Origin of the sequence: Acinetobacter guerrae (genome assembly GCF_009372255.1) — a bacterium.
Classification (GTDB): domain Bacteria; phylum Pseudomonadota; class Gammaproteobacteria; order Pseudomonadales; family Moraxellaceae; genus Acinetobacter; species Acinetobacter guerrae.
In genome coordinates, this window is record NZ_LXGN01000011.1 from 17,329 (window position 1) to 39,791 (window position 22,463).

Genomic DNA, 22,463 nt, shown 5'->3' on the forward strand with positions numbered 1-22,463 from the left:
ACATCTTTTTGAAGCAATTTGCTTGTGCATTGTTATAGCACGTTCTTTTTATTTTGAGCTAACCTTTTTTGTACGCGCCATTCATTTTGGATAATCTGAAGACTTTATCGGGTAAAAAAAATGCTAACTTATAAATCAGTTAGCATTAGAATGGCTTATTCAGCTGCAAAACTTAGATTAACCACATCTAGACGTTTTTTAATTTCTTCGGGATCTTTAAAATCCAATTCACGTTGTGAATCAAGAACTTCAAAGTCAAACAATTCACGATCTGCCAATTGCGATGGTGATACATTTTGTAAAGCACCAAAAATACTATGTAAACGTTTTGGATATTGTTTATCCCAATCACGTAACATTTCATTGAGCATGGCACGTTGAAGATTTTCCTGAGAACCACACAAATTACATGGGATAATCGGGAACTGACGCATTTCTGCATATTTAATAATGTCTTTTTCTTCAACATACGCCAAAGGACGAATCAAAATATTCTTTTTATCTGAAGATAAAAGTTTTGGTGGCATCGCCTTCAAACTACCGCCATGAAACAGATTTAAAAAGAAGGTTGCGATAATATCATCACGATGATGTCCAAGTGCAACTTTGGTTGCGCCTATTTCTTGAGCAAAACCATAAAGTGACCCACGGCGTAAACGTGAGCAGACTGCGCAGTACGTTTTGCCTTCCGGAGTTAAACGCTTGGTAATGGTATAAGTATCTTTTTCCAAGATATAATATGGAATCTTATTTTCTTCCATATAGCGTGGCAAAACGTCTTCTGGAAAACCTGGCTGTTTCTGATCCAGATTCACTGCAACAATATCAAAATTGATCGGCGCGATGCGCTTAAATTGTAATAAAATGTCCAGCAAGGTATAGCTGTCTTTGCCCCCAGACACACATACCATGACTTTGTCGCCATCCTCAATCATCTTAAAGTCACGAATAGCATGACCCACCTGACGGCGAAGTTTTTTTAGCAAGCGATAATATGCTGAACTGGTCGGCAGCTCAGGTTTAAAATTAAATCCCTGATCGGACTCAACTGGCGAGTACATAGACACACGTTACCATAAGAAAAATACCGCACAATTTTATCTGATTCATCCATGAAGCGCACCTAAAGAATTTTTAATTTCTCTGCTTTGTCATTTTTACGATTTATACTGGTCTGCTTTAAAGAAAAAATTAAGCATGATTGTGTAAGATTTCGCCAAGATGCTTATATTTTGGACTTTTCCACAGTTTTCCACAAAACCTGTGGATAAAATTGTGGATTTCTTTAGGCTTGACAAAGTGTTCTGATGTGAAAATAAGGCTTTTGTTTAAATTGTTCATTTTTTGATCAATTATTTTTATATATAATTTTCAATAACTTATTTATGTCAAGATGACTTTTCTAAAATATTTTTTTAATTTTTTTTGATTAGGATTCAGACAAAATAACTTGATTTTATTTGTCAAACAGGTTTAAAAAAACTTTCATCAAATCTAGTTAATTTACTTTTTTTTGTTACACTAGGTAGCGTGGCATTATACATTTTGATAAAGCGAATAATTTACAATGAAAAAGAGTGTGCATTTTTCTTTACATTTTATTTTGGGGTCAGTTATTGCAGGCGTAATGACTGTATCAAGTCATGCTGGTCAAATGTATGTTTATAAAGATCGAGACGGTGGAACGCTACTGACCAATCGCAAAAGTTCAGATCGTTCCCTCACCAAAGTAAAAGCCACTTACTATTCAGACAGTAATATCCACGCTTATCGTAATTGGGGCAATTCTGAAGCTGCAGTCCTGCCCAGTTATAGTAAAAATAAAAATGCCTTTGATCATATTATTCGGCAAGCTGCTCAACAACATGGCGTTTCTGAAGGTTTAATTAAAGCAGTCATGCATACTGAATCGGGTTTTAATACCAATGCCCGCTCTCCAGTTGGAGCGCAAGGGTTAATGCAATTAATGCCTGCAACAGCCAAACGTTTTAATGTTTCTAATGTTTATGATCCTTACGAAAATATTTTTGGGGGAGCCAAATACTTAAGCTGGTTACTTAAACGCTTTAATGGCAATACACAATTGGCTTTAGCTGCTTATAATGCAGGTGAAGGTAATGTAGATAAATATGGCGGCATTCCTCCCTTCCGTGAAACACAGGATTATGTACAACGTGTGACCAGTCGCTTGAACAATCTTTATGCCTCAGGTGCCAATACGAACTCCACAACACCGACAGCTCCACAAATCATTGCTCAGTCGGCCAATTACACTTCTACAACAGCGTCAAACACGCCTACCGAAAGTGCACCAAAATACAATCGTCAAATTATTTCTGTTTCCAATAATAGTTTTACTGATGCACCGGGAACGTATGTCACTGATAACGCAACAGCCTATGCGAGAATTCACTTTGCAAATTAAAGGTTTAATTTACCTACAATAGTTAACTTAAAAATTCCTTAAATAAAATAATATGTCTTGAAATTTTGAGAAAAGGCCCTCATATTTAGCCTAATGATTTTAGGATCATGTTCTATTTTATTTTAATACCCTGAAAGAGGATTTACTCAATGATGCGGATTGGTTTGTTTTTGCTAACCAACCTCGCGGTACTGGTTGTAGCTGGCATTATATTGTCACTCTTCGGTGTCGGTAGTTACCATGGCGCGGGTGGCTTAAATCTAGGCAACCTCTTGGTCATCTGTTTTGTGTTTGGTATGGTTGGCTCTCTTATTTCGTTATTTATGTCTAAATGGATGGCGAAGAAAACCACTGGTACAGAATTGATTGACCCGAATGCTCCACGCAATCAGGCTGAAGCATGGTTATTGCAAACGGTTGCGGAACTTTCGCAACGTGCAGGCATTCAAATGCCAGAAGTCGGAATTTTCCCTTCTTACCAGTCCAACGCATTTGCGACAGGTTGGAATAAAAATGATGCACTCGTGTCAGTTTCTAGCGGTCTACTTGAACGTATGAACAAAGATGAACTTCGTGCAGTATTGGCGCATGAAATTGGACATGTTGCCAATGGTGACATGGTTACTCTTGCCCTCATTCAGGGTGTAGTCAACGCATTCGTCATGTTCTTTGCCCGCGTGATTGGCGATTTTATCGACCGTAACGTATTTGGTCGTCAAGACGGCGAAGCACCAGGCATGGGCTATTTTGTCGTGACGATTGTACTAGATATTGTGTTTGGTATTTTAGCGTCAACTATTGTACTTTGGTTCTCACGCCAACGTGAATATCGTGCTGACGAAGCAGGTGCGCGTTTAGCTGGCAAACAGGCAATGATTTCTGCATTATTACGCTTACAGGCCGAATCTGAACTACCAGATCAAATGCCAAAAGAAATGAAAGCTTTTGCGATTGCAGAAGGTAAAGAGCAAGGCTTTAGTCTCGCTGCTTTGTTCCATACGCATCCAACAATTGAACAGCGTGTAGCTGCATTACAACAGTTGAACTATCCATAAGTGTTGTAAAGTCAATGTTAAGCAAAATGCCAGTCGATCATGATTGGCATTTTTTATGCCTTAGAATTATTGATAAGCTTGATAGAGTGACCATAAATAATGCACGCCCATCCATAGTGCGGCTGCAAAAAGCACAATAAAGACAAGTCCAATCAGATCAGGTAAGTGTAACCAGATCCAGCTCACTACAGGATTTCGCCAAAATGCAGACTGTTTTTGTTTTTGTTCCAGATGTTCATGCAAATAAGGGTGAATCACATGGGATTGGCTCTGAATCTGATATTCTTCACGAATATGATCATGTACGATATCCAACGCCTTACGACTAGGTCGAATAAATACATCGAATACTGTACCTGCGACTGGAATAAAACCAACCACCGCATCAATCGCAGCCAGTTTAATCACTGGATTGAGTTTATGTTGAGGTACACCAATTTGCTTGGCTTTATAAACTGCGTAACAGGTCAATACAAATCCAGCCACGTCTCCAGCAAAGGGAATAGTGCTAAGTGCAGCATCTGCTCCAATGCCTTGTTTGGTAAAGGGAATACGAACCAAACTATCCATGACATTGGCAAACTTAGCCAAATCCCGTTCTAGTTTAATTACTTCGTGTTGTGTTAATTTTTTTTGTTCTGGCATAGAAACTCTGATTCCAAAGGCTTCCTTCTATTTTAATGAAATCTCACTCTATTTCTTTGACTTTATCTATTTCTTTACACGTTTACATTACTCAATAACTGAGCAGCAATAAATAAATAGATGATCACTCCTGTTGCATCACAAATCGAGGTAACCAATGGCGCAGAGGCACTAGCAGGGTCTAAACCTAGTTTATCTAAAATAAATGGCAAACTCATTCCTATAATACTACCGATCAACACAATTCCTATCATGCTCAAAATAAGAACTAATGCGACCATAGCATCGCCACGAATATAGCCTAAAATTGCGACTGCAATCGCCATGGTAATTCCTAAACCCAATGCGACTAAACATTCTCGACTCAACAATTTAAACCAGTCTTTCATAACCACGTCACCTGTGGCCAAAGCACGAACCATCAATGTTGAAGACTGTGAACCAGCATTCCCTCCGCTTCCCACCAACAAGGGTAAAAAAAAGACCAACACAATATTAGCCTCAATCACAGATTCAAAATGCGAGATGCCTAAACCAGACAATAAACTGCCAAAGACCAGAATTACTAACCAGAATACCCTTTTTCGATAAAGTAAAAATAATGGTGCTTCCTTGATATTTAAAATAGGCGCAGAAGCTTCTACTCCTCCGACTTTTAAAAAGTCTTCACTGGCCTCTTCACTGGCAACATCCATTGCATCGTCATAGGTCACGATACCTAGTAAAGCCCCCTCATGATCAATTACTGGTAGTGCAAGTAAATCATAATGCGCTATTTTCTTGGCAACATCATCTTGGTCATCGTCCACATATGCACTAATCACATCTGTACTCATCAAATCTTGAATTCGCTGATGCAATGGTGCCAAAACCAGTTCATGTAAAGATACGACTCCAATCAAATGACGGTTTTCATCAATAATATAAGATTCGTAAATGGTTTCAGCATCGGGGGCTTGTCGTCTTATAGTATCCATCGCTTCAGCCACAGTCATATCCTGTTTTAATGTGACGTATTGCGAGGTCATAATCGCACCCGCTGTCTCCTCCTGATAAGTCGAAAGACGGCGTAGATCTTCGCGTTGCGCCTGAGCTAAAGCTGGAAGTAAGGCTTCTTGTTCCTGAGGATTTAAACGTTTAAATAAGTCTGTTCGTTTATCCGAGGGCATTTCAGACACAATTTCTGCCAAACTTGCTCTGGAAAACTCATGGACGAGTTTGGCTTGATAATCTGGATCAATTTTGGCAAAAACTTTGGCTCGGCGTGGTAAATGTTCTAAAAGCTGACAACTGGCCTGTGCGGGCATTTGTTCCAACACATCAGCAATATCCGCTTTTTTCAAATCAGCCAGTAGTTTAACCGCCCGCGCAATGTCAAATTGTGTAATCGCGTCTATGACTAAAGACGAAAGAGGAGCGTTCATGATATACCCTCAAAAATGGAAGCAGTGCTTCAAACTTGATCTGTTTATGTTTATAAAGTACGCCAAGACGAGAATCGCTAATATACAATTCTGTCTAGCTTGGTTTTACTTTTACTCGAATTGGCTCACCAAATACATATGAAAAAAGTAACTGTAATTTGAAAGACTGTTAAAATGCTAAACCGTACAGTCCAACTCCTCTGAGTGTAGATTCATATTTTAATTCTCATTTAGTTATTTCATTTAAATGCTTGGCTGGCTTGTATTTAAACAATGAGCGAATCAATACATACATAAATGGAATAAAAATTAATACCAGAATCGTTCCAAATAAAACCCCACCAAATACGCTATACCCAATCGCTTGACGACTCAATGCACCAGCACCAGTCGAAAACATTAGCGGTACGACTCCAGCACCAAAAGCCAATGAAGTCATTAGAATTGGGCGTAAGCGTAGACCTGCGGACTTTAAAGCTGCATCTGTTGCATTTGCCCCCTGTGCTTGCAAGTTTGCGGCAAATTCGACCATCAGAATTGCATTTTTACAGGACAAACCAATCGTGGTGAGTAAAGCGATTTGAAAATAGATATCGTTGGCAAAATTAAACCAGTAACTAAACAGAATGGTTCCACCAATTCCTAATGGAATCGCCATCATCACGACAGTTGGAATTGACCAGCTCTCATACAGTGCGGCCAAACATAAAAAGATAAATGCAATAGAGATAATATATAGCCAGATCGCTTGATGACTTGATTGTAATTCTTGATAAGATAATCCACTCCATGCCAAACCAATATCAGGCATGTCTGCAACCATGCGGCTAATTTGTTGCATCGCTTGACCTGAACTCGAACCATTGGCCGCATCAGCTTCAAGTTCAATCGCGGGATAACCCATAAATCGTTCTAATAACGGTGGTGCGCCTTGCCATTGCACCGCACTAAACTGATTAAAAGGAATCATTTCGCCTTGGGTATTTTTGACAAACCAGTAACTTAAATCTTCAGGTTTGGAACGATACTGTGCATCTCCTTGCAGATAAACTCGTTTGATACGACCACGGTCAATAAAGTCATTGATATACGTCCCACTCCATGCAGTCGATAAGGTTCGATTAATATCATTAACATTTACACCATTTGCCATTGCGATTCGATGATCAATTTTAATGTTCAATACAGCTTGGTCATCGTTACTTTTTTTATCAAGATTGCTGACTTGTTGAGTATTATCGCTCTGCTGTTGCAGATTTTGAAAAGAAGTGATCAACTGCTCACGTCCTAAGCCTTTCACATCCTGTATCCAGAAATCAACTTTATCTGAATTGCCTAAACCACGGATCACTGAAGGCATCAATACGTTAATTCGTGCCTGATTATTTTTTGAAAAATATTTAGAGGCTCTGGCACGAATCTGCTGTGCACTATTTTCATTGCCCTTACGGTCATCCCAATGTTTCAGGGAAACATAAGCTTGCCCCAGATTTTGACCTGTACCTGAAAAATTACGGCCATTAATGACCATAATGCCATTGGTATTGTTTTTTTCAGTATCTTGAAAATAATCAGAAATTTGCTTCCCTATTTCTTCAGTTTTACTCAATGGCGTACCTTCGGGCAAAGTAAATTGAACCATCAATGCGCCTTGATCTTCCTGCGGCAGAAAACTTGTCGGTAAAGCACGGTAAATCCAGATAAAACTTAGAATGAGTACAATAAAAATAACACCAGAAATATATTTAAAATCGAGGGATTTTTTAGAGAGAACAAGATAATTCGTTTTAAGTTTTTCCAGACTCGTATTAAACCACTGCGCCCATCGAAACTGTTTCTTTTGTGGTTTTAGCAAAACAGCACATAATGCAGGAGTTAAAATTAATGCCACCATCAAAGACAACGCCATTGCTGCGACAAGGGTAATCGAAAACTGTCGATAAATAATACCTGTTGCACCACTAAAAAATGACATTGGAATGAACACTGCGGTCAATACCAATGTAATCCCAATCAATGCTCCCCCAATTTCCTGCATCGATTGAATACTGGCTTGTCGAGCATCAATATGTTGTTCATGCATAATGCGTTCGACATTTTCAACCACAACAATCGCATCATCGACTAACAAACCAATGGCAAGAACCATCGCAAATAAAGTCAATGTATTAATGCTCATCCCTAAAACTGATAATATTGCAAATGTCCCTAAAATGACGACTGGTACGGTAATTGCGGGAATGAGAGTCGCTCGCCAGTTTTGTAAAAACAAAAACATGACCAATACCACCAGTACAATGGCTTCAACCAATGTAGAGACCACCTGTGCAATCGACTCTTTAACAAAAGGCGTATCATCGCGGGGATAAATAACAAAGTAACCTTCTGGTAAATTTTTCTTGAGTGTATCTACCTCTGCATAAACTGCTTTTGCGGTTTGCATCAGGTTGGCTCCAACCGCAAGTGAAATTGATAAACCCGAACCAGGATAGCCATTAAGTCGGTTAAAGACCTGATAATTTTCAGCACCGACTTCGACTCTTGCCACATCTTTAAGATAGACAAAACTGCCATTTTGATTGGCTTTAAGGATAATATTTTCAAATTGATCTGGTGTTTTTAGAAGCGAACCCGATGTAACTTTGGCGTTAAGATATTGATCATTACTGGCGGGTAATTCACCAATTGCGCCTGCTGCGACTTGGGTATTTTGATTTTCCAGCGCGGTACGAACATCGCTTACCATCAGTTGATATTGTCGAAGTTTGATCGGATCTAACCAGATTCGCATCGCATACTGTGAGCCAAAGACATTGACCTCTCCTACGCCTTCAATCCGACTTAAATTCAGCTCAAAGTTATTGCTCAAATAATCTGAAATATCAATATTGCTTGAACGACCTGAACGATCCCCCAAACCAATCACCATAAATGAATCACTCAAGGATTTTCTAACCGTAATACCCTGACGCTGTACATCATCTGGAAGCCGATTTATCGCGCCATTCACTGCATTTTGAACTTGTACCTGAGCTTCATCTGGATCTGTGCCTTGAGCGAAATACAGGCTGATTCGACTGCTACCATTGGCATCACTACTTGAACTAAAATACAGTAAATGATCAATTCCCTTGATCTGTTGCTCCAAAACTTGTGTCACACTGTCTTCAACTGCTTGCGCATCAGCACCACTATAAGTTGCTGAAACAGTAATACGTGGTGGTGCAATATCGGGATAACGTTCAACAGGCAAATTTAAAACTGAAAACAATCCCACCGCCATAACAATAATAGCAAGTACACAAGCAAAGATGGGACGATCAATAAAAAATCTGGAAAACATGGCGCTTTACTTCCAATGTAAGAGAGCGAAAATGTAAAGTAAAAATATTCGGTTGCACTGATGACCAACCTTAATAATTCATTGATAATCAATGAGTCTTTACTTAAATTCAAGCATTTTTATGATTAGTTTCAAATGTCGCAAAAAAAGGGATAAATCATGGAGATTATGTATAAAGACTGCGATTTTTAGCACTTTTCTTCATCAAAAAAGACTTAAATCGTCATCACATTGTCAAATAACAAGATGATGCTTCTCCTAGACAACACGTTTTAAAATCTGACTCTTCAAGATCGAAAAGAATTATCTATCGTCCTCATTTTGTCTTAAGCAAAATTCTTTAATCTTCAAACTATATTTTGATAATGGTAAATTTCCATGAAAACCACGCCTTCCTCCCCATTTAAAGGTCAAAACGGCATAAAGCGCATTCTCAATGCTACAAGCTACTCAATTTCTGGTTTCAAAACTGCCTTTAAACTCGAAGCGGCATTTAGACAAATTATATTGCTCAATATTATTTTATTGATTGTAAATTTAAGTCTAGATTTCATTCCAATTGAACGGATTTTACTTATTGGCGTTGGTTTTATTGCAATTATTGTAGAACTTTTTAATTCTGCGATTGAAGCTGTGGTCGATCGAATTTCACTTGAGAAACATGAACTTTCTAAAAATGCCAAAGACATGGGGAGCGCAGCTCAATTTGTTGCTTTAAATCTAATCGCGATTACTTGGTTAATTATCTTATGGGCATAAAAAAACCATACTCTTTTGTGATGAGTATGGCAAAAAGGAAAATACAAGCTAGCTTGCTTAGTATTTAAAATAATTGTGTGAACTTAAAATTAGATTAACTTTTAAACAAAAAACCAGCCCACTGGTTTTTGATCTATTAGAAAGATCTAATTTGATATAAAGAACTTTATTTCAATTCAGAATTTGACATGGGGTAAAGTGAGGGATGAAATTATAGACAAAAAAATAAGCTCTTGCATGAACAAGAGCTTATTTAGATATTTGGCGGAAGCGGTGAGATTCGAACTCACGGAGGACTCACACCCTCGTCGGTTTTCAAGTTATTGGGACTTACACTTTACTAGGCTTTATTAACATTTAGTAAGCCATGTATTCCTTTACAAAACAATGCCTTGAAGCTATATTTTGTTTTATGTAGCTTGTTTATGCTTTCCCTGTATCGCTTACAAATTGCTTACGAGTTACAGTGCAAAAAAGGCAAGCGACTACGCCAATAGCCCTTGCCTGTGGTTATATCCCTACTAGGAATCAACAAATGAATCATACTACATTTATCGCCAACTACAATGTCGGTGAGGAGTTCTATCATGCCTAAGTTGACTAAGAGCTTCATCGACAAATACCCTGCACCAATCAGCAAAGATAAATTTGAATGGGATACTGAATTAAAAGGTTTCGGTATTCGAGTTACCCCTAAAGGTCGTGTTAGCTTTATTGTGCAAAACCGTGTTAATGGTCGCTCGGAGCGTATTACTATCGGGCAGTATGGTGTCTTTGCCCCTGACCAAGCACGTGACATTGCCCGCGAGCATTTACGCACAATGCGCATGGGTACAAGCCCAACAGCGCAGGCAAAAGCACATGCATTAATGTCTATTACGTTACGCGAAGTTTGCGACTCTTACATTAAAGACAGGTCGCTTAAAGCAAGTTCACAAAGTGAAATTCGTAGACATGTGACCACAAGTTTTGAAGCATGGCAGGATACTCCTATTGCAGCAATTAACCGTGAGGATGTGAATAAACGCTACAACCAACTTAAAGAACATGGTTTACGTGGTAATGCCCCTGCACCTGCCCAAGCTAATCAAGCATTCAGCGTATTGCGAGCATTAATTAATTACGCAATGGACGAATATAGAAAGGAAGATGGCACACCATTAATCCAAGAGAACCCAGTTAATATTCTTAAAAAGAAAATGGTGAAATTAAAACCTCGTACCAGTCGTATTCCTGATTCTAAGGTAAATGATGTTTGGAAATACCTGTGGTCAACAAGGGAAACCGCTTTTAACCGTGAAACTCTAGCAAGCATTGATTTAATCATTTTCTTAATGCTTACAGGCGCACGATTAGGCGAAGCTCGTTCTTTAACTTGGGATAGGGTCAATTTGGAGGAAGCATGGTGGCATATACCCGACCCTAAAAACCACAATCCAGTCTATTTACCCTTATCAACTCAAGCAATAGAGCTACTCAAAGCTAGACCTAGAACAGACGGCTCACCTTTTGTTTTTGCTTCATGGTCAAAGTCAGGACACATTATTGACCCTAGAGATTCATTGAAACGTATGAGTGAAGTTGCTGGAACACCAATTACAGCACATGACCTTAGACGAACGTTTACCACAATAGGAGTGGCACATTGTGGTATTGATTTAAACAAGGTTGAATTGCTGACAAACCATGTGCCTAAAGGGGTTACAGCAATTCATTATTTAGAAACTACGCACTTGCAATATTTACGTCCCGAAGTTCAGCAAGTGGCTGATTGGATTGATAAAAGTAAATCATAAAAAAATCATTTGTGCATTAACATAAAACATAATATAGTTGTTTTTAACTGCAAACACCTCGCTTAATATTTACGTAACATGGGTTACATTATTAAGCTTGTATCTATCATGGGATAGAGGCTTCAAGGTTAATTTAAACTTGAGCTATCTGTCCCTTTTTTATTGCATGTCAGATAGCTCATTACTAAAGGAACTTTTGACATGACTATTTCAGCAAACAATCATAAAGATTTACTGACGACTAAAGAAGCCGCTTCATTACTTGGCTTTAAAAAGAATACCCTTGAAATATGGCGTACTAAAGGTAAAGGACCACAATTTATTAAAGTGGGATCAGATACCCAGTCACGTGTCCGCTATTTACGTTCAACCTTAATGGCATGGCTTGAAGCACAAGCCCATTCAAGTACGTCTTCGTATTCAGTTCAAACCTCCGACAAATAATTAATTTTCTGTTCTAAACCTTAAACGTATTGCGCTTATTGAAACCTGTGTCCAACACCTCTCCCGACCTAAGCCTATCGTAAACATACAATCAAAAAAAAGACTGCCGTAGCAGTCTTTTTGATAGGAATAAACTGGCATGAATAGCTTAAACCATACCCCCATTTTACCACAGCAAACTACACAAGGCAGCCAAGCCCAACAGCAATCCTCTGCCATTATTAATAATTCAAATCAATGGGTTAACCTTCCCGACGAGCTAAAAGAGCGTGCTCAATGGGTTGTAGCAGACAAGAATAAAACTCCATATCAATGTAATGGACGTAAAGCAAGCCCAACAGACCCATCTACATGGACAGATTTCCATACTGCCTGCACATACGCAAAACAGCATGACTTTAATATTGGGTATGTCTTATCCGCACATGACCCATTCACATGTATTGACCTAGATATTAAAGCAGATACCCCGCAAGAACAGCTTGATCGTGCAAGCAGTATTATAAAAACTTTTAATAGCTATACTGAGTATTCTCAAAGTGGAAAAGGCTTCCATATATGGGTTTATGGTAATATTGGAAAAGGACGCAGACGTGATAATGTAGAAATATATTCTCAAGAACGATTTATTATTTGTACTGGTAATACTTTAAAAAGTGAACCCATTAAGTATAAGAAAGACATATTAGATAATATCGTTTCACAGCTACATGATGACAAAGGACAGTTCGAACCATTGCCTGACCAACCTCAAATTGAATCGGATGAATCAATTATAGAAAGAGCTTGGAATGCGGGAAATAAAGAAAAATTTCAAGCATTATGGAATGCTGAATTAGATACAGATTTACAAGTTATTGGTCGTGACCACAGTCAAGACGATTTATCTTTGATCCAAATGCTTGCATTCTATACCAACAATAACGAACAACTTATTCGCCTGTGGCATCTGTCAAATCTTGGGCAACGCGAAAAAGCAAAGATTAATTCTTATATTGAATCAACAATTAGAAAAGCACGACAATTTCAAGCGCATGATGAGTATGAGGCACAGATTGGTAAAAAAATAGCTGACAACCTACTCGCAAGATATAACTCTCAAAAGCCTATCCGTACAAATAAATTTGTCCCAACTAATCTGTCAGATGTAATGAAACGACCTCCTATGGAATGGTTCGTTCATGGGGTATTACCTAAAAAGGGTCTAGCCACAATATATGGCTTACCTGCTACTGGAAAATCATTTCTAATGCTTGATTTACTTTTTGCAATTTGCAAAGGTGAAGAATGGTTTGGAATGAAAACAAAGCAGTCTAAAGTTGCCTATATTAATCTTGAAGATATACATGGTATGGGAAATCGCTTACATGCTTATCAGGAAAGAAAAGGTTTAATCCCTGATAATGACTTTTTAAACTATGAAATTTCTTTAAACTTTAAAGAGAAAGACCATGTAGAAGAATTAATTAATTCTATTAAAGAATATGCACCAAATTGTGGTTTAGTTTGTATAGATACCCTAGCTCAATCAGCAAATGGAATAGATGAAAATTCATCTACTGACATGGGTATGGTTATCGGTAAACTTAAGAAATTATCATCTGAATTAAATTGTTTAGTCCTTATCGTACACCATTCAGGCAAAATCCAAGGAAGTGGAATGCGTGGTCATTCCAGTTTACTTGGTGCTGTAGACTGTGCAATTGAAATATCATCTAACGGTTCTACAAAAAAATGGAATATTGCAAAATCCAAGAATGGTGCAAATGATATTGAACGACAATTTCATTTAGAACCTATTCCTTTAGGTATGGATGAAGATGGAAACCCCATTTCTTCAGCAGTTGTCACGCCAGTAATTGATATTCAGGCAATGAATAACCACAATAAGATACTAGAAGATCAAAATGAGGAAGAAAAAAGGATTTTACAAGTCATTTATGATAATCCCAACAGTAAGCAAAAAGACTGGGGAGAAATACTTGGATTCGAAAAACCATACCAAATGACAAGAACGAAAGATGCTCTGATTAAAAAAGGCTTTTTAACTGAAAATGGTAAAACAGTTACTTTGACACAAAAAGGACTAGATTTACTTAAAATATAATTATAAAACAACAAGTTGCAGAGTTGCATTAATTTTGCAACTTTCCCTTAAAAGTTGCAAGCATTTTTACCGAGTTGCAGTTGCAACTTGTACTTGCAACTTTACTATTAAACCATTGTTTTTCAATAAGTTGCATTGCAACTTTTATTTGCAACTTATTTAAAAAGTTGCAAAGTTGCACATATACCCCCCCCCTTTAGGGGGGGTTATGCTAATGCAACTCACGCTAACCACAGCAACAGCTCTTTATATTCACATTCTTCTGTTTATATAATTTCCTTCATTTCTATAACTTTTTCTTAGCTCAATAGATTACATGTTTAAAGCAATAATTATTAATACTGTGGTTAAAAATACGAATACTTGCTGATAATTAAATTATTAAACCCTTTACCCCTAAATACAGGTTTAAACATAGCGAAATTAGCACGACTTTCAGGGGTAAATAGCCTCTTTAAGCACTCGGTTGGTACAAGGGTACTGGCCACCCTAAAAACTCGCTTAAAACGGCTATTTTTGGCACTATAAAAATGCTTGTTTGTACCCCCATATAATTTGTTATTTGCTGTAAATAATTTGTATCTATTTGATTTCGTCGCCATTTTAATTTGTTTTTCGTATGTTGTAAGCAATAAGTAATTATGCAACCAGTATGCGAGTTCAAAATGTCTATATATCCTCTAATTACACCATCACTACATCCCGACAATATCAAGCACCTTCAAGGCTATGATGAAGAAACGGCTTCTTATGTTCACATTGCTGCACAAGCATTGAGTGAAGCCTACGAGGGTATCAATGATATTCATAAAGCACGTGAAGCAAGTAAGCGAAATCCTGTTTGGAATGAAGCAGCTCAATTAATCCAAACTGATGATTTTGCAACTAAGAAGCTTCTTAAAATTACTAAATCTATTGATTCTGCAAATGCAAATCTAAGTAAAAGCATTGCACATATTGAAAAGGAACTAACCACACCTTTGACAGCAGGTGCTAATGACCCTGTGGCTAATGAAATCCGCTCGCATGTTAAAAATATGAATAACAGCAAGCGTCGCAAATTCATTGAAGAAGCACAGCAGAAAAAAGACTTGCAGACACTTCAAGCCCTTTTAGGTGCTCCATCATACCTCTCAGGCTTAACAGATATTGAAGTTCAACATTACACACGTCAGCTCCATGAAATTCAAAATCCTGCTTTAGCTAAGCGATTAAAAGTCATGAAGAATGCAGCAACGTTACTGGGTGAACGTGGTGGCTTGGTATTTAGAGAAGTAGAAAAAGCAGTGGGTAAACCATCACATGTTATTCAAAAACTTCGTAAAGCAAAAAACGAAGCAGAACAAGCGTTCATTTTAAAAGACCAACGTGTCGATCTTTGAAATTGATAATTAATAGTTTAGATCAAGGAATTGTAATGACCACAAATTCAAAGACTAAAACAGCAGGAAATCCAAATTGGCGTAAGGGGATGAACTCCCCTAACCCACAAGGTCGTCCAAAAGGGATTATTGATAAGCGAATGAAAGTAAATCAATCCCTACTAGCTGATGCTGATGATATTGCCAAAGTAGTGATTCAATCCGCTCTTTCAGGCGATATGCAAGCGGCTAGCTTAGTCCTTTCCCGTATTGCACCAACACTTAAAGCTCAGACTGAAACAGTCCAGTTTGAATTAGATGCCACAGCAAGTGTAACCGAACAAGCACAATCTGTTTTACAGGCTATTGCAGACGGCAATGTTGCGCCTGATGTGGGTAAACAAATTATTGAAGCGATTAATGCTTTAAATGGTATTCGTCAAATTGATGAATTAGAACAACGTATTAATGCATTGGAGAAACACTAATGAACCTGCCTACACGAGAAGAATATGAATTTTTACGTTTTAAATTTACACAGGATATTGCACATGGCTCACCAAGTGAACGTTTGGTTGCAATGCATAATCTAATGCACATCATGGCTTTATATGCTTCTAGCGATGAACTTGAAGAAGTATTTATTAAACCGCTATTTGCAAAGCTTGAAGAAAAGCTAAATAGCCCATTACACCCATTTAGCGATTATGTACCCCCTACAGTACCAGTAACGGTTAAAACCATGCTACAGGGGCAACCGTGGGCACAATACCCTAACCCTAATTGTGGTCATACCGATAATGGCTAAGGTATTAAAAGACTTCCAAAAGCGTTTAGCTAAAGTCGAAACCCACAGAAAGAACAAAGCGACTACTATTAAATTAGTAGCCGCTTTTCCACCTATTTTGTCTTATGACGAGTGGGAAGCTATTGCTGTACCACATCAACAACAATTAGTTGATGATACTAGGAATTAATATGTTTTAGTTTTCACTCTATTTAACTCCTCAAGAAAGGCAGTAACAACATCACCATTAATTGATAAAACTTTTGACTGTTTACCCATTAATTTAATTTCAAAACCTTTCTTATGGTTTTTTAAGAATTGCTCAGTTACATCCACTCCAATTGTTTCTGTTAGAACACAACCCAAAACTTTAGATTTACAATCAACATTTGTATCAATTCTAGTTACTTTGTGGACTTGTGAATCAGTATCTTTAGAAGATGAAATATTACCCCAATCTCCAATAAATGTTAGGTCTGTATAAATTTGTATGAAGTCAACTTTTTTCACACTTGGATCATAATAACCACGTATTAAATATTTATCGAAATACTCTGTTTTAATTTCAACTCTTTTTTCAAATTTGTCATATTGAGAAGAAACACCTATGGTCTTTTTCTCAATAGCTGCCCCTAATAAATCAAAATAGTCTTTTTTGCCAATAGGTTGACCATCAGTTCGTTTAATTTGATATTCAATATCTTTTAATGTTAATCCTGGGTCCAAATAAAACTTCTTACAGTCAGAAGTAATTACTTCGGTATTAAAAGATTTATCTAAATTATATGCAGTGCCATCTAAATCAATATTTCTAAATCTATAAGAGGATAAGAAACTCTGTAAATATCTTTCACTTGGTAATGTTCTAATTCCAGTGTTGAGGATTTTAAAACTATTTTCGTTCAAAGATTGATAATCTCTTATTGAACCTTGGCTGTAATCATTCTTCTTTGGAAAAGCATCAAAACTATTAGTAACATACTTCTTAAATTGATCTGTAATTTGATATTCCGTACCAGTTAGTTCTGAATAGCCACAATCGTTTCCTGCATATACTATGCTCGTTACTGTGGAAAATAAAAAAGTTAGCAAAAATTTTGACTTCATAAGTCCCCCTAGTTGAAATTTATTTCAAATTACTTTTAATCTTGTCTGCTAAATCTGCTTCAATTAAACCTTTTGACAAGCAAGTTAGCGTCACATCAAATGTTGTGCTTCCAACTTTATATTCACCTTGAATATTACTTTTAATACTTAAAGAATTGTCATCAATAATAATATTCTGTGCTACTGTGGTTTTTGTTCGCTTATCTTTAAGGTAATCAATACCCATTACCTTACCACAATCAGCATAACTTGGATCTATTCTATAGTCCTTAGAAGCTGTGGTTATCACACCTGCATCCAAGTCTGAACTTGTTATCTGGTATCCTTCTAAAGCCAAAGCACGTTTAGAAGCTTTAAATATTTCTTCTTTAGTTGCCTCTACTCCCACCGAAACACTCTTACTCTCACCTACTGGTGGTTTATAAGCCATTGATAAAGTCGAAATGGAAAAAGCTAAAATACTCACAATTATTTTTTTCATATCATTTTCTTTAGTCTAAGAAATATACACAGTAAATTACCACAGAGAAGAACTTCAATACACTGATTTAATGAAAGATATTTATTTTTTAATTTTGTTTTTTGCTTACTACAGGCTTACGTTGCATAAACCCCAAAAACAACAAAGCCCCGATTATCGGGGCTAAGTCATTGATATTTGGCGGAAGCGGTGAGATTCGAACTCACGGAGGACTCACACCCTCGTCGGTTTTCAAGACCGGTGCATTAAACCGCTCTGCCACGCTTCCATGTGCGTAAGAATACAAAGACACTTCATTTTATTCAAGAAAAATTTTACGCTTGATATTCAATTGGATATTGTTTCATCAAAAATTAAAGTTGGGCAGCCAATTCTGCACCTTCCCTAATGGCACGCTTGGCATCCAGTTCAGCTGCCAACTTTGCACCACCAATAATATGATAATGCGCCAGTGTCGTTTCATTCTGATTCGGCATAATATCTTTAATCGATTCCTGACCTGCACACACAACGATTGTATCTACACGCAATAGCTGATCATGTCCATTTAACTCGACCCATAGCCCTTCATCAGTAACCGCTTTATATTGCACACCGCGCATCATACGCACCGCATGTTTTTTCAGTTGTGCACGATGCACCCATCCAGAAGTTTTGCCTAGACCAATGCCTAATGGAGTCGTCTTACGTTGTAATAGATAAACCTGACGAATGGGTGCTTCAACTTGGGCAGGTTGTAAACCACCTTCTGTGATGTAATCTGGCTGAGGATCGATACCCCATTCACGTTGCCAATCGGCTAAGGGTTGTGGCTGCGGCTGATGAATTGGTTTCAACAAAAACTCTGAAACATCGAAACCAATTCCCCCTGCACCAATTACTGCAACTTTATCACCTACTGGAGCACCTTTCAGCACCTCCGCGTAAGATAATACTTGAGGTAAATGACTTCCTTCTATTTTTAGTCGACGAGGAATCACACCCGTTGCAACAATCACTTCATCAAAACCTTCACGCTCTAACTGCTCACGATTGACTCGTGTGTTTAAGCGTAAATCCACACCCGTTTTTTCAATTTGAACTTTAAAATAACGAATGGTTTCATGAAATTCTTCTTTGCCTGGCACGACTTTAGCCAGATTAAATTGACCGCCAATTTCAGAATTTGCTTCAAATAACGTAACTTGATGTCCACGACTTGCCGCAACAGTTGCCGCAGACATCCCTGCAACCCCTCCACCCACGACCGCAATTTTCTTCGGTTTTTTTGTTTTTACATAAACTAATTCTGTTTCATAGGCTGCACGTGGATTAACCAGACATGTGGCTCGTTTATTTTTAAAAGTATGATCTAAACAAGCCTGATTACACGCAATACAGGTATTAATTTCATCGACACGATTGGTTGCGACTTTAGTTACCCAAAATGCATCAGCAAGGAGTGGACGTGCCATTTGGATCATATCCGCTTTGCCTGCTGCCAAAATTTCTTCGGCTGTATCAGGCATGTTAATACGATTTGACGCGATCACAGGAATTGAAACATGTTGTTTAACGTACGCCGTATAATCAACGAAGGCAGCACGTGGCACAGAAGTTACAATCGTTGGAACACGTGCTTCGTGCCAACCAATTCCTGTATTTAAAATTGTAACACCTACTTTTTCCAATGCTTGAGCAATCGTAATTACTTCTTGCATGGTATTGCCATCATGCACCAAATCAAGCATCGATAAACGAAAGCTGATGATGAATTTTTCACCTACCTTCTCACGAATGGCTTTCACAATCTCAACGGCAAAACGCATCCGATTTTCAACACTACCACCCCAACGATCTGTACGTTGATTGACATGGCGACTTAAAAATTGATTGAGTAAATAACCTTCAGAACCCATAATTTCTACACCATCATAACCTGCCTTTTTTGAAAGACTGGCACAACGTGCATAATCCTCAATGGTTTCGAGAATATTATTTTCCGACATTTGACGAGGCTTAAATGGAGAAATAGGTGATTTAATTGCACTCGCTGATACTACAAAAGGCTGATATCCATAGCGACCCGCATGCAAAATTTGCATCAGGATTTTACCGCCATGTTTATGCACCGCATGTGTGACCAATCGATGATGCGGAATATCTGCCAATGAATTCATGGTTCCGCCCGCAGGTAATAACCAGCCTTGACGGTTAGGTGAAATTCCTCCAGTAATGATTAAACCCACACCACCTTTTGCCCGCTCGCCAAAATAAGCAGCTAACTTTGGATAATTATAAAAACGGTCTTCTAGCCCCGTATGCATAGACCCCATCACAACACGATTTTTAATTGTGGTAAAACCCAAATGTAATGGTTTTAAAATATGTGCATAGCTAGTCATAGGAAATCCTTGTTGAATTTGGCGGTGCAACTTGTTGCATAATACTTTAATACTTTTTTGCGGTGTTGGGATGACCTGTTCTCTTTTTTTAGAGGTTGAAATTGTCAATGATGAATAAATCATATCTTATTTTGTTGAGTAGATAATCATTTGCTAAAATCGCCCCCTTTCCCCATCATTTAATTTGACGTAATTAAAATGGATTGCCACTATCTGAGCTTACATACTAACTTTAATATATAAGTTCAGACATAAAAAAAGCCATATTCAATATGGCTTAACATGTTCAAAACGAGGTAAAGATAAAAAAGTTTACTGAGATTGTTTCGTACAATAAGCTAGTGGTGCCTTTTTTGAATTAAATTTCAATGAACTTGCAATAATTCCTGAGCAAATCAATGCAGCACCAATGAAAATATTAACGGTTAATGATTCACCCCAGATTATTGCACCAAAAAACAGACTCAAAACAGGAATGCACATAATTGAAATTGAAGCAATAAACGTATCAACCTGACTCACAATCCAATTCCAAAGCACAAAAGCAAAACCTGTTCCAACCACCGCGATGTAAAATAACAATGATTCATTTAAGGGATCTTGCCAAACTGTTTTATCCACAGTTTCAAACATTAAAGCGCCAATAAAAATAGCAATTCCACCAATCAAAAGCTGCCAAATCGTCAACTTTATTTTGTCATAAGTTGCAAAATTTCTTTTGATATAAATGGTTGCCATTGCCCAGAAAAAGCCCGATCCAATTAAAAAGAACTCTCCAACTAAAGATAAATTGAGGTGTAAATGCTGCAATTGTGGCCACAAAATTGCAATCAACCCAAATGTGCCTAAGATCAAGCCTACAATTTTTTGCTTATTTAAATGCTCATTTAAAAAATAATGTGCTAATACACCAATAAAAATTGGCATGGTAAATACTAGTACAGCAGACAAACCAGAATCTACAAACTGCATCGCAAAAGTTTGAGTTGCATAAAAGCCCAAACAAACCATTGCACTTAAAATAATCAAAGGCTTCCATTCACCAGTTTTAGGTAAAATCGATTTTTTGAGAATAAATTGAACCACCACTAAAGTCAGAGCTGCCAAAATCAATCGAGTTGAAATAAACAGAAATGGTGGAAAAACTTGTAAGCTATGTTTGACTAAACCCCACAGAGATCCCCATACCAGACATAGTAATGCGATAGCACTGACAACCCGAATATTCACGAGCTTCTCTCAACAAATCAAATAACATGAGAACAGTATATAAAATAAATGACATCATGAATAATGTTATGTTTTAATAGGTGCATCATTTTTTTTAATGTCTTTTTAAAAGAGTATTCATCTCTTTTAAAAAAAATTGGCTAATTTAAATAGTTGAGGCATATCTATGAATATTGACATTAGCGATATCAGATCATTTGTCACGGTTGCCGAGCTAAAAAGTATTACCGCAGCAGCACATAAGCTCAATTATTTACAATCCAATATGACTGCCAAGATCAAGAAAATTGAAAACCATTACAAACGTCAACTTTTTATTCGTAAACCCAAAGGTGTTGAACTGACAGAATCTGGACTGAACTTATATCGCCAGTATAAAAAAATGATTTTTACCTGGGAAGAAACTGAACATAAAATCTATCAACAAGAAAATAATTTACGTTTTGGCACCAATACCAGTTTGGGAGGGATGCGCTTTTATCCATCATTTAGTCAACTTTATGACGCCTACCCTGACTTATCCATTACCATGAAAACAGGCGCAACTGGATTTATTGAAGATGAAATATTAGCGGGAAATCTCGATATCGCTTATGTGCTTGGACATCCTAAACAAAAAAATCTTCAGTATATTCAAAAAGCTGAAGATCAACTTGTGATCATTGGCAAAAATGTCATTAACCATGAAAGTCTTGAAGACTGCTTAAATAATCAAAATATTTTGTTGGCATCTGAAGAATGCTGTTACGCCACAATGCTTAATAAAATTTATGCAGATTATGGTCTAAACAAAAGTGAATTCACCCATATTTATGATCATGAGGCTTTAATCCATTTCACACAACTTGGAATGGGTATCTCTATGCTTGCAAGATCGCTTATTGAGAAATTTAAGATTCAATATTATCGTGAAATACCTGAACAATATCGGAATATTGGTTTATATCTGATTGCAAGAGCTGACCACATATTTACGCCAATTGAAAAGCAATTTATTGGATTAAACGACTCACTTCAAAATACGCAAACATCGGCTCAGATCAGGGTTGCCTCATGACTTGAATTGAAAAATCTGCCTTGTAGGAAAATATCGCTATAGATTTTGTATTTTTCAG

At 37.4% G+C, this 22,463-nt stretch carries 19 protein-coding genes and 1 tRNA gene; 11 read left to right on the forward strand and 9 right to left on the reverse strand.

The window, feature by feature from the left end; genetic code table 11:
* Positions 1–155: 155 nt before the first annotated feature.
* Positions 156–1,061 carry a tRNA 2-thiocytidine(32) synthetase TtcA gene (ttcA, locus tag A7A69_RS07770; protein ID WP_152876838.1) on the reverse strand — a complete coding sequence of 302 codons (906 nt, stop codon included), beginning with the start codon at positions 1,059–1,061 and terminating at the stop codon, positions 156–158.
* 506 nt (positions 1,062–1,567) lie between these two features.
* On the opposite strand from ttcA, the gene A7A69_RS07775 reads away from it, so the two are divergent.
* Positions 1,568–2,425, forward strand: coding sequence for a lytic transglycosylase domain-containing protein (locus A7A69_RS07775; RefSeq protein WP_152876809.1), 858 nt, complete (start codon positions 1,568–1,570; stop codon positions 2,423–2,425).
* A 149-nt stretch (positions 2,426–2,574) separates the two neighbouring features.
* Positions 2,575–3,480 carry a protease HtpX gene (htpX, locus tag A7A69_RS07780; protein ID WP_120370990.1) on the forward strand — a complete coding sequence of 302 codons (906 nt, stop codon included), beginning with the start codon at positions 2,575–2,577 and terminating at the stop codon, positions 3,478–3,480.
* Between the two features lie 66 nt (positions 3,481–3,546).
* Here htpX and A7A69_RS07785 read toward each other — a convergent pair whose 3' ends face one another.
* The 3 genes from A7A69_RS07785 to A7A69_RS07795 form a co-directional block, all read right to left on the reverse strand.
* Entirely contained in the window at positions 3,547–4,125 is a 579-nt protein-coding gene (locus tag A7A69_RS07785) for a DUF4112 domain-containing protein (RefSeq protein ID WP_152876810.1), read from the reverse strand.
* A 74-nt stretch (positions 4,126–4,199) separates the two neighbouring features.
* Positions 4,200–5,549: a magnesium transporter gene (gene mgtE / locus A7A69_RS07790; protein ID WP_152876811.1), complete on the reverse strand. Its 1,350-nt coding sequence runs from the start codon at positions 5,547–5,549 to the stop codon at positions 4,200–4,202.
* Positions 5,550–5,775: 226 nt separating this feature from the next.
* Positions 5,776–8,892 (reverse strand): efflux RND transporter permease subunit, encoded by a 3,117-nt coding sequence (locus A7A69_RS07795; RefSeq protein ID WP_152876812.1) that lies wholly within the window; start codon positions 8,890–8,892, stop codon positions 5,776–5,778.
* Positions 8,893–9,270: 378 nt separating this feature from the next.
* Here A7A69_RS07795 and A7A69_RS07800 point away from each other — a divergent pair, with 378 nt between their 5' ends.
* The 8 genes from A7A69_RS07800 to A7A69_RS16575 all read left to right on the forward strand — a co-directional run bounded on the left by A7A69_RS07800 (position 9,271) and on the right by A7A69_RS16575 (position 16,336).
* Positions 9,271–9,651 (forward strand): diacylglycerol kinase, encoded by a 381-nt coding sequence (locus A7A69_RS07800; RefSeq protein ID WP_152876813.1) that lies wholly within the window; start codon positions 9,271–9,273, stop codon positions 9,649–9,651.
* 587 nt (positions 9,652–10,238) lie between these two features.
* The gene (locus tag A7A69_RS07805) at positions 10,239–11,447 is read left to right on the forward strand and encodes a tyrosine-type recombinase/integrase (RefSeq protein WP_152876814.1); all 1,209 of its coding nucleotides are present in this window, start codon (positions 10,239–10,241) and stop codon (positions 11,445–11,447) included.
* 201 nt (positions 11,448–11,648) lie between these two features.
* Complete coding sequence (locus tag A7A69_RS07810; RefSeq protein ID WP_000155629.1) at positions 11,649–11,891, forward strand: helix-turn-helix transcriptional regulator; 243 nt, start codon at positions 11,649–11,651, stop codon at positions 11,889–11,891.
* Positions 11,892–12,030: 139 nt separating this feature from the next.
* Positions 12,031–13,998, forward strand: a complete 1,968-nt coding sequence (locus A7A69_RS07815) for an AAA family ATPase (RefSeq protein ID WP_152876815.1) — start codon at positions 12,031–12,033, stop codon at positions 13,996–13,998.
* Positions 13,999–14,663: 665 nt separating this feature from the next.
* Positions 14,664–15,380, forward strand: a complete 717-nt coding sequence (locus A7A69_RS07820; RefSeq protein WP_151813683.1) for a hypothetical protein — start codon at positions 14,664–14,666, stop codon at positions 15,378–15,380.
* A 35-nt stretch (positions 15,381–15,415) separates the two neighbouring features.
* Positions 15,416–15,847 (forward strand): DUF5681 domain-containing protein, encoded by a 432-nt coding sequence (locus A7A69_RS07825; RefSeq protein ID WP_004998933.1) that lies wholly within the window; start codon positions 15,416–15,418, stop codon positions 15,845–15,847.
* A complete protein-coding gene (locus A7A69_RS07830; protein ID WP_086264178.1) occupies positions 15,847–16,167 on the forward strand; it encodes a hypothetical protein in 321 nt (106 codons plus the stop codon). Before A7A69_RS07825 ends, A7A69_RS07830 begins: the two co-directional genes overlap by 1 nt.
* Positions 16,160–16,336, forward strand: coding sequence for a hypothetical protein (locus A7A69_RS16575; protein WP_004987258.1), 177 nt, complete (start codon positions 16,160–16,162; stop codon positions 16,334–16,336). Before A7A69_RS07830 ends, A7A69_RS16575 begins: the two co-directional genes overlap by 8 nt.
* Here A7A69_RS16575 and A7A69_RS07835 read toward each other — a convergent pair.
* The 5 genes from A7A69_RS07835 to A7A69_RS07855 all read right to left on the reverse strand — a co-directional run bounded on the left by A7A69_RS07835 (position 16,333) and on the right by A7A69_RS07855 (position 21,348).
* Entirely contained in the window at positions 16,333–17,253 is a 921-nt protein-coding gene (locus tag A7A69_RS07835) for a hypothetical protein (RefSeq protein WP_151813682.1), read from the reverse strand. The two genes, A7A69_RS16575 and A7A69_RS07835, sit on opposite strands and share 4 nt — an antisense overlap.
* Before the next feature lie 19 nt (positions 17,254–17,272).
* Positions 17,273–17,734, reverse strand: a complete 462-nt coding sequence (locus A7A69_RS07840) for a hypothetical protein (protein ID WP_151813681.1) — start codon at positions 17,732–17,734, stop codon at positions 17,273–17,275.
* A 178-nt stretch (positions 17,735–17,912) separates the two neighbouring features.
* Positions 17,913–18,002: transfer RNA gene (locus A7A69_RS07845), tRNA-Ser, on the reverse strand.
* Positions 18,003–18,087: 85 nt separating this feature from the next.
* Complete coding sequence (locus tag A7A69_RS07850) at positions 18,088–20,118, reverse strand: NADPH-dependent 2,4-dienoyl-CoA reductase (protein WP_152876816.1); 2,031 nt, start codon at positions 20,116–20,118, stop codon at positions 18,088–18,090.
* A 312-nt stretch (positions 20,119–20,430) separates the two neighbouring features.
* Positions 20,431–21,348 (reverse strand): EamA family transporter, encoded by a 918-nt coding sequence (locus A7A69_RS07855; RefSeq protein WP_187349197.1) that lies wholly within the window; start codon positions 21,346–21,348, stop codon positions 20,431–20,433.
* Positions 21,349–21,514: 166 nt separating this feature from the next.
* On the opposite strand from A7A69_RS07855, the gene A7A69_RS07860 reads away from it, so the two are divergent.
* Positions 21,515–22,405: a LysR family transcriptional regulator gene (locus A7A69_RS07860; RefSeq protein WP_152876817.1), complete on the forward strand. Its 891-nt coding sequence runs from the start codon at positions 21,515–21,517 to the stop codon at positions 22,403–22,405.
* Positions 22,406–22,463: the final 58 nt, after the last annotated feature.

Excerpts from the sequence above, each read along its gene's own strand:
- ttcA (WP_152876838.1), bottom strand. The coding sequence starts at position 1,061 with ATGTACTCGCCAGTTGAGTCCGATCAGGGATTTAATTTTAAACCTGAG.
- A7A69_RS07775 (WP_152876809.1), top strand. The coding sequence starts at position 1,568 with ATGAAAAAGAGTGTGCATTTTTCTTTACATTTTATTTTGGGGTCAGTT.
- htpX (WP_120370990.1), top strand. The coding sequence starts at position 2,575 with ATGATGCGGATTGGTTTGTTTTTGCTAACCAACCTCGCGGTACTGGTT.
- A7A69_RS07785 (WP_152876810.1), bottom strand. The coding sequence starts at position 4,125 with ATGCCAGAACAAAAAAAATTAACACAACACGAAGTAATTAAACTAGAA.
- mgtE (WP_152876811.1), bottom strand. The coding sequence starts at position 5,549 with ATGAACGCTCCTCTTTCGTCTTTAGTCATAGACGCGATTACACAATTT.
- A7A69_RS07795 (WP_152876812.1), bottom strand. The coding sequence starts at position 8,892 with ATGTTTTCCAGATTTTTTATTGATCGTCCCATCTTTGCTTGTGTACTT.
- A7A69_RS07800 (WP_152876813.1), top strand. The coding sequence starts at position 9,271 with ATGAAAACCACGCCTTCCTCCCCATTTAAAGGTCAAAACGGCATAAAG.
- A7A69_RS07805 (WP_152876814.1), top strand. The coding sequence starts at position 10,239 with ATGCCTAAGTTGACTAAGAGCTTCATCGACAAATACCCTGCACCAATC.
- A7A69_RS07810 (WP_000155629.1), top strand. The coding sequence starts at position 11,649 with ATGACTATTTCAGCAAACAATCATAAAGATTTACTGACGACTAAAGAA.
- A7A69_RS07815 (WP_152876815.1), top strand. The coding sequence starts at position 12,031 with ATGAATAGCTTAAACCATACCCCCATTTTACCACAGCAAACTACACAA.
- A7A69_RS07820 (WP_151813683.1), top strand. The coding sequence starts at position 14,664 with ATGTCTATATATCCTCTAATTACACCATCACTACATCCCGACAATATC.
- A7A69_RS07825 (WP_004998933.1), top strand. The coding sequence starts at position 15,416 with ATGACCACAAATTCAAAGACTAAAACAGCAGGAAATCCAAATTGGCGT.
- A7A69_RS07830 (WP_086264178.1), top strand. The coding sequence starts at position 15,847 with ATGAACCTGCCTACACGAGAAGAATATGAATTTTTACGTTTTAAATTT.
- A7A69_RS16575 (WP_004987258.1), top strand. The coding sequence starts at position 16,160 with ATGGCTAAGGTATTAAAAGACTTCCAAAAGCGTTTAGCTAAAGTCGAA.
- A7A69_RS07835 (WP_151813682.1), bottom strand. The coding sequence starts at position 17,253 with ATGAAGTCAAAATTTTTGCTAACTTTTTTATTTTCCACAGTAACGAGC.
- A7A69_RS07840 (WP_151813681.1), bottom strand. The coding sequence starts at position 17,734 with ATGAAAAAAATAATTGTGAGTATTTTAGCTTTTTCCATTTCGACTTTA.
- A7A69_RS07850 (WP_152876816.1), bottom strand. The coding sequence starts at position 20,118 with ATGACTAGCTATGCACATATTTTAAAACCATTACATTTGGGTTTTACC.
- A7A69_RS07860 (WP_152876817.1), top strand. The coding sequence starts at position 21,515 with ATGAATATTGACATTAGCGATATCAGATCATTTGTCACGGTTGCCGAG.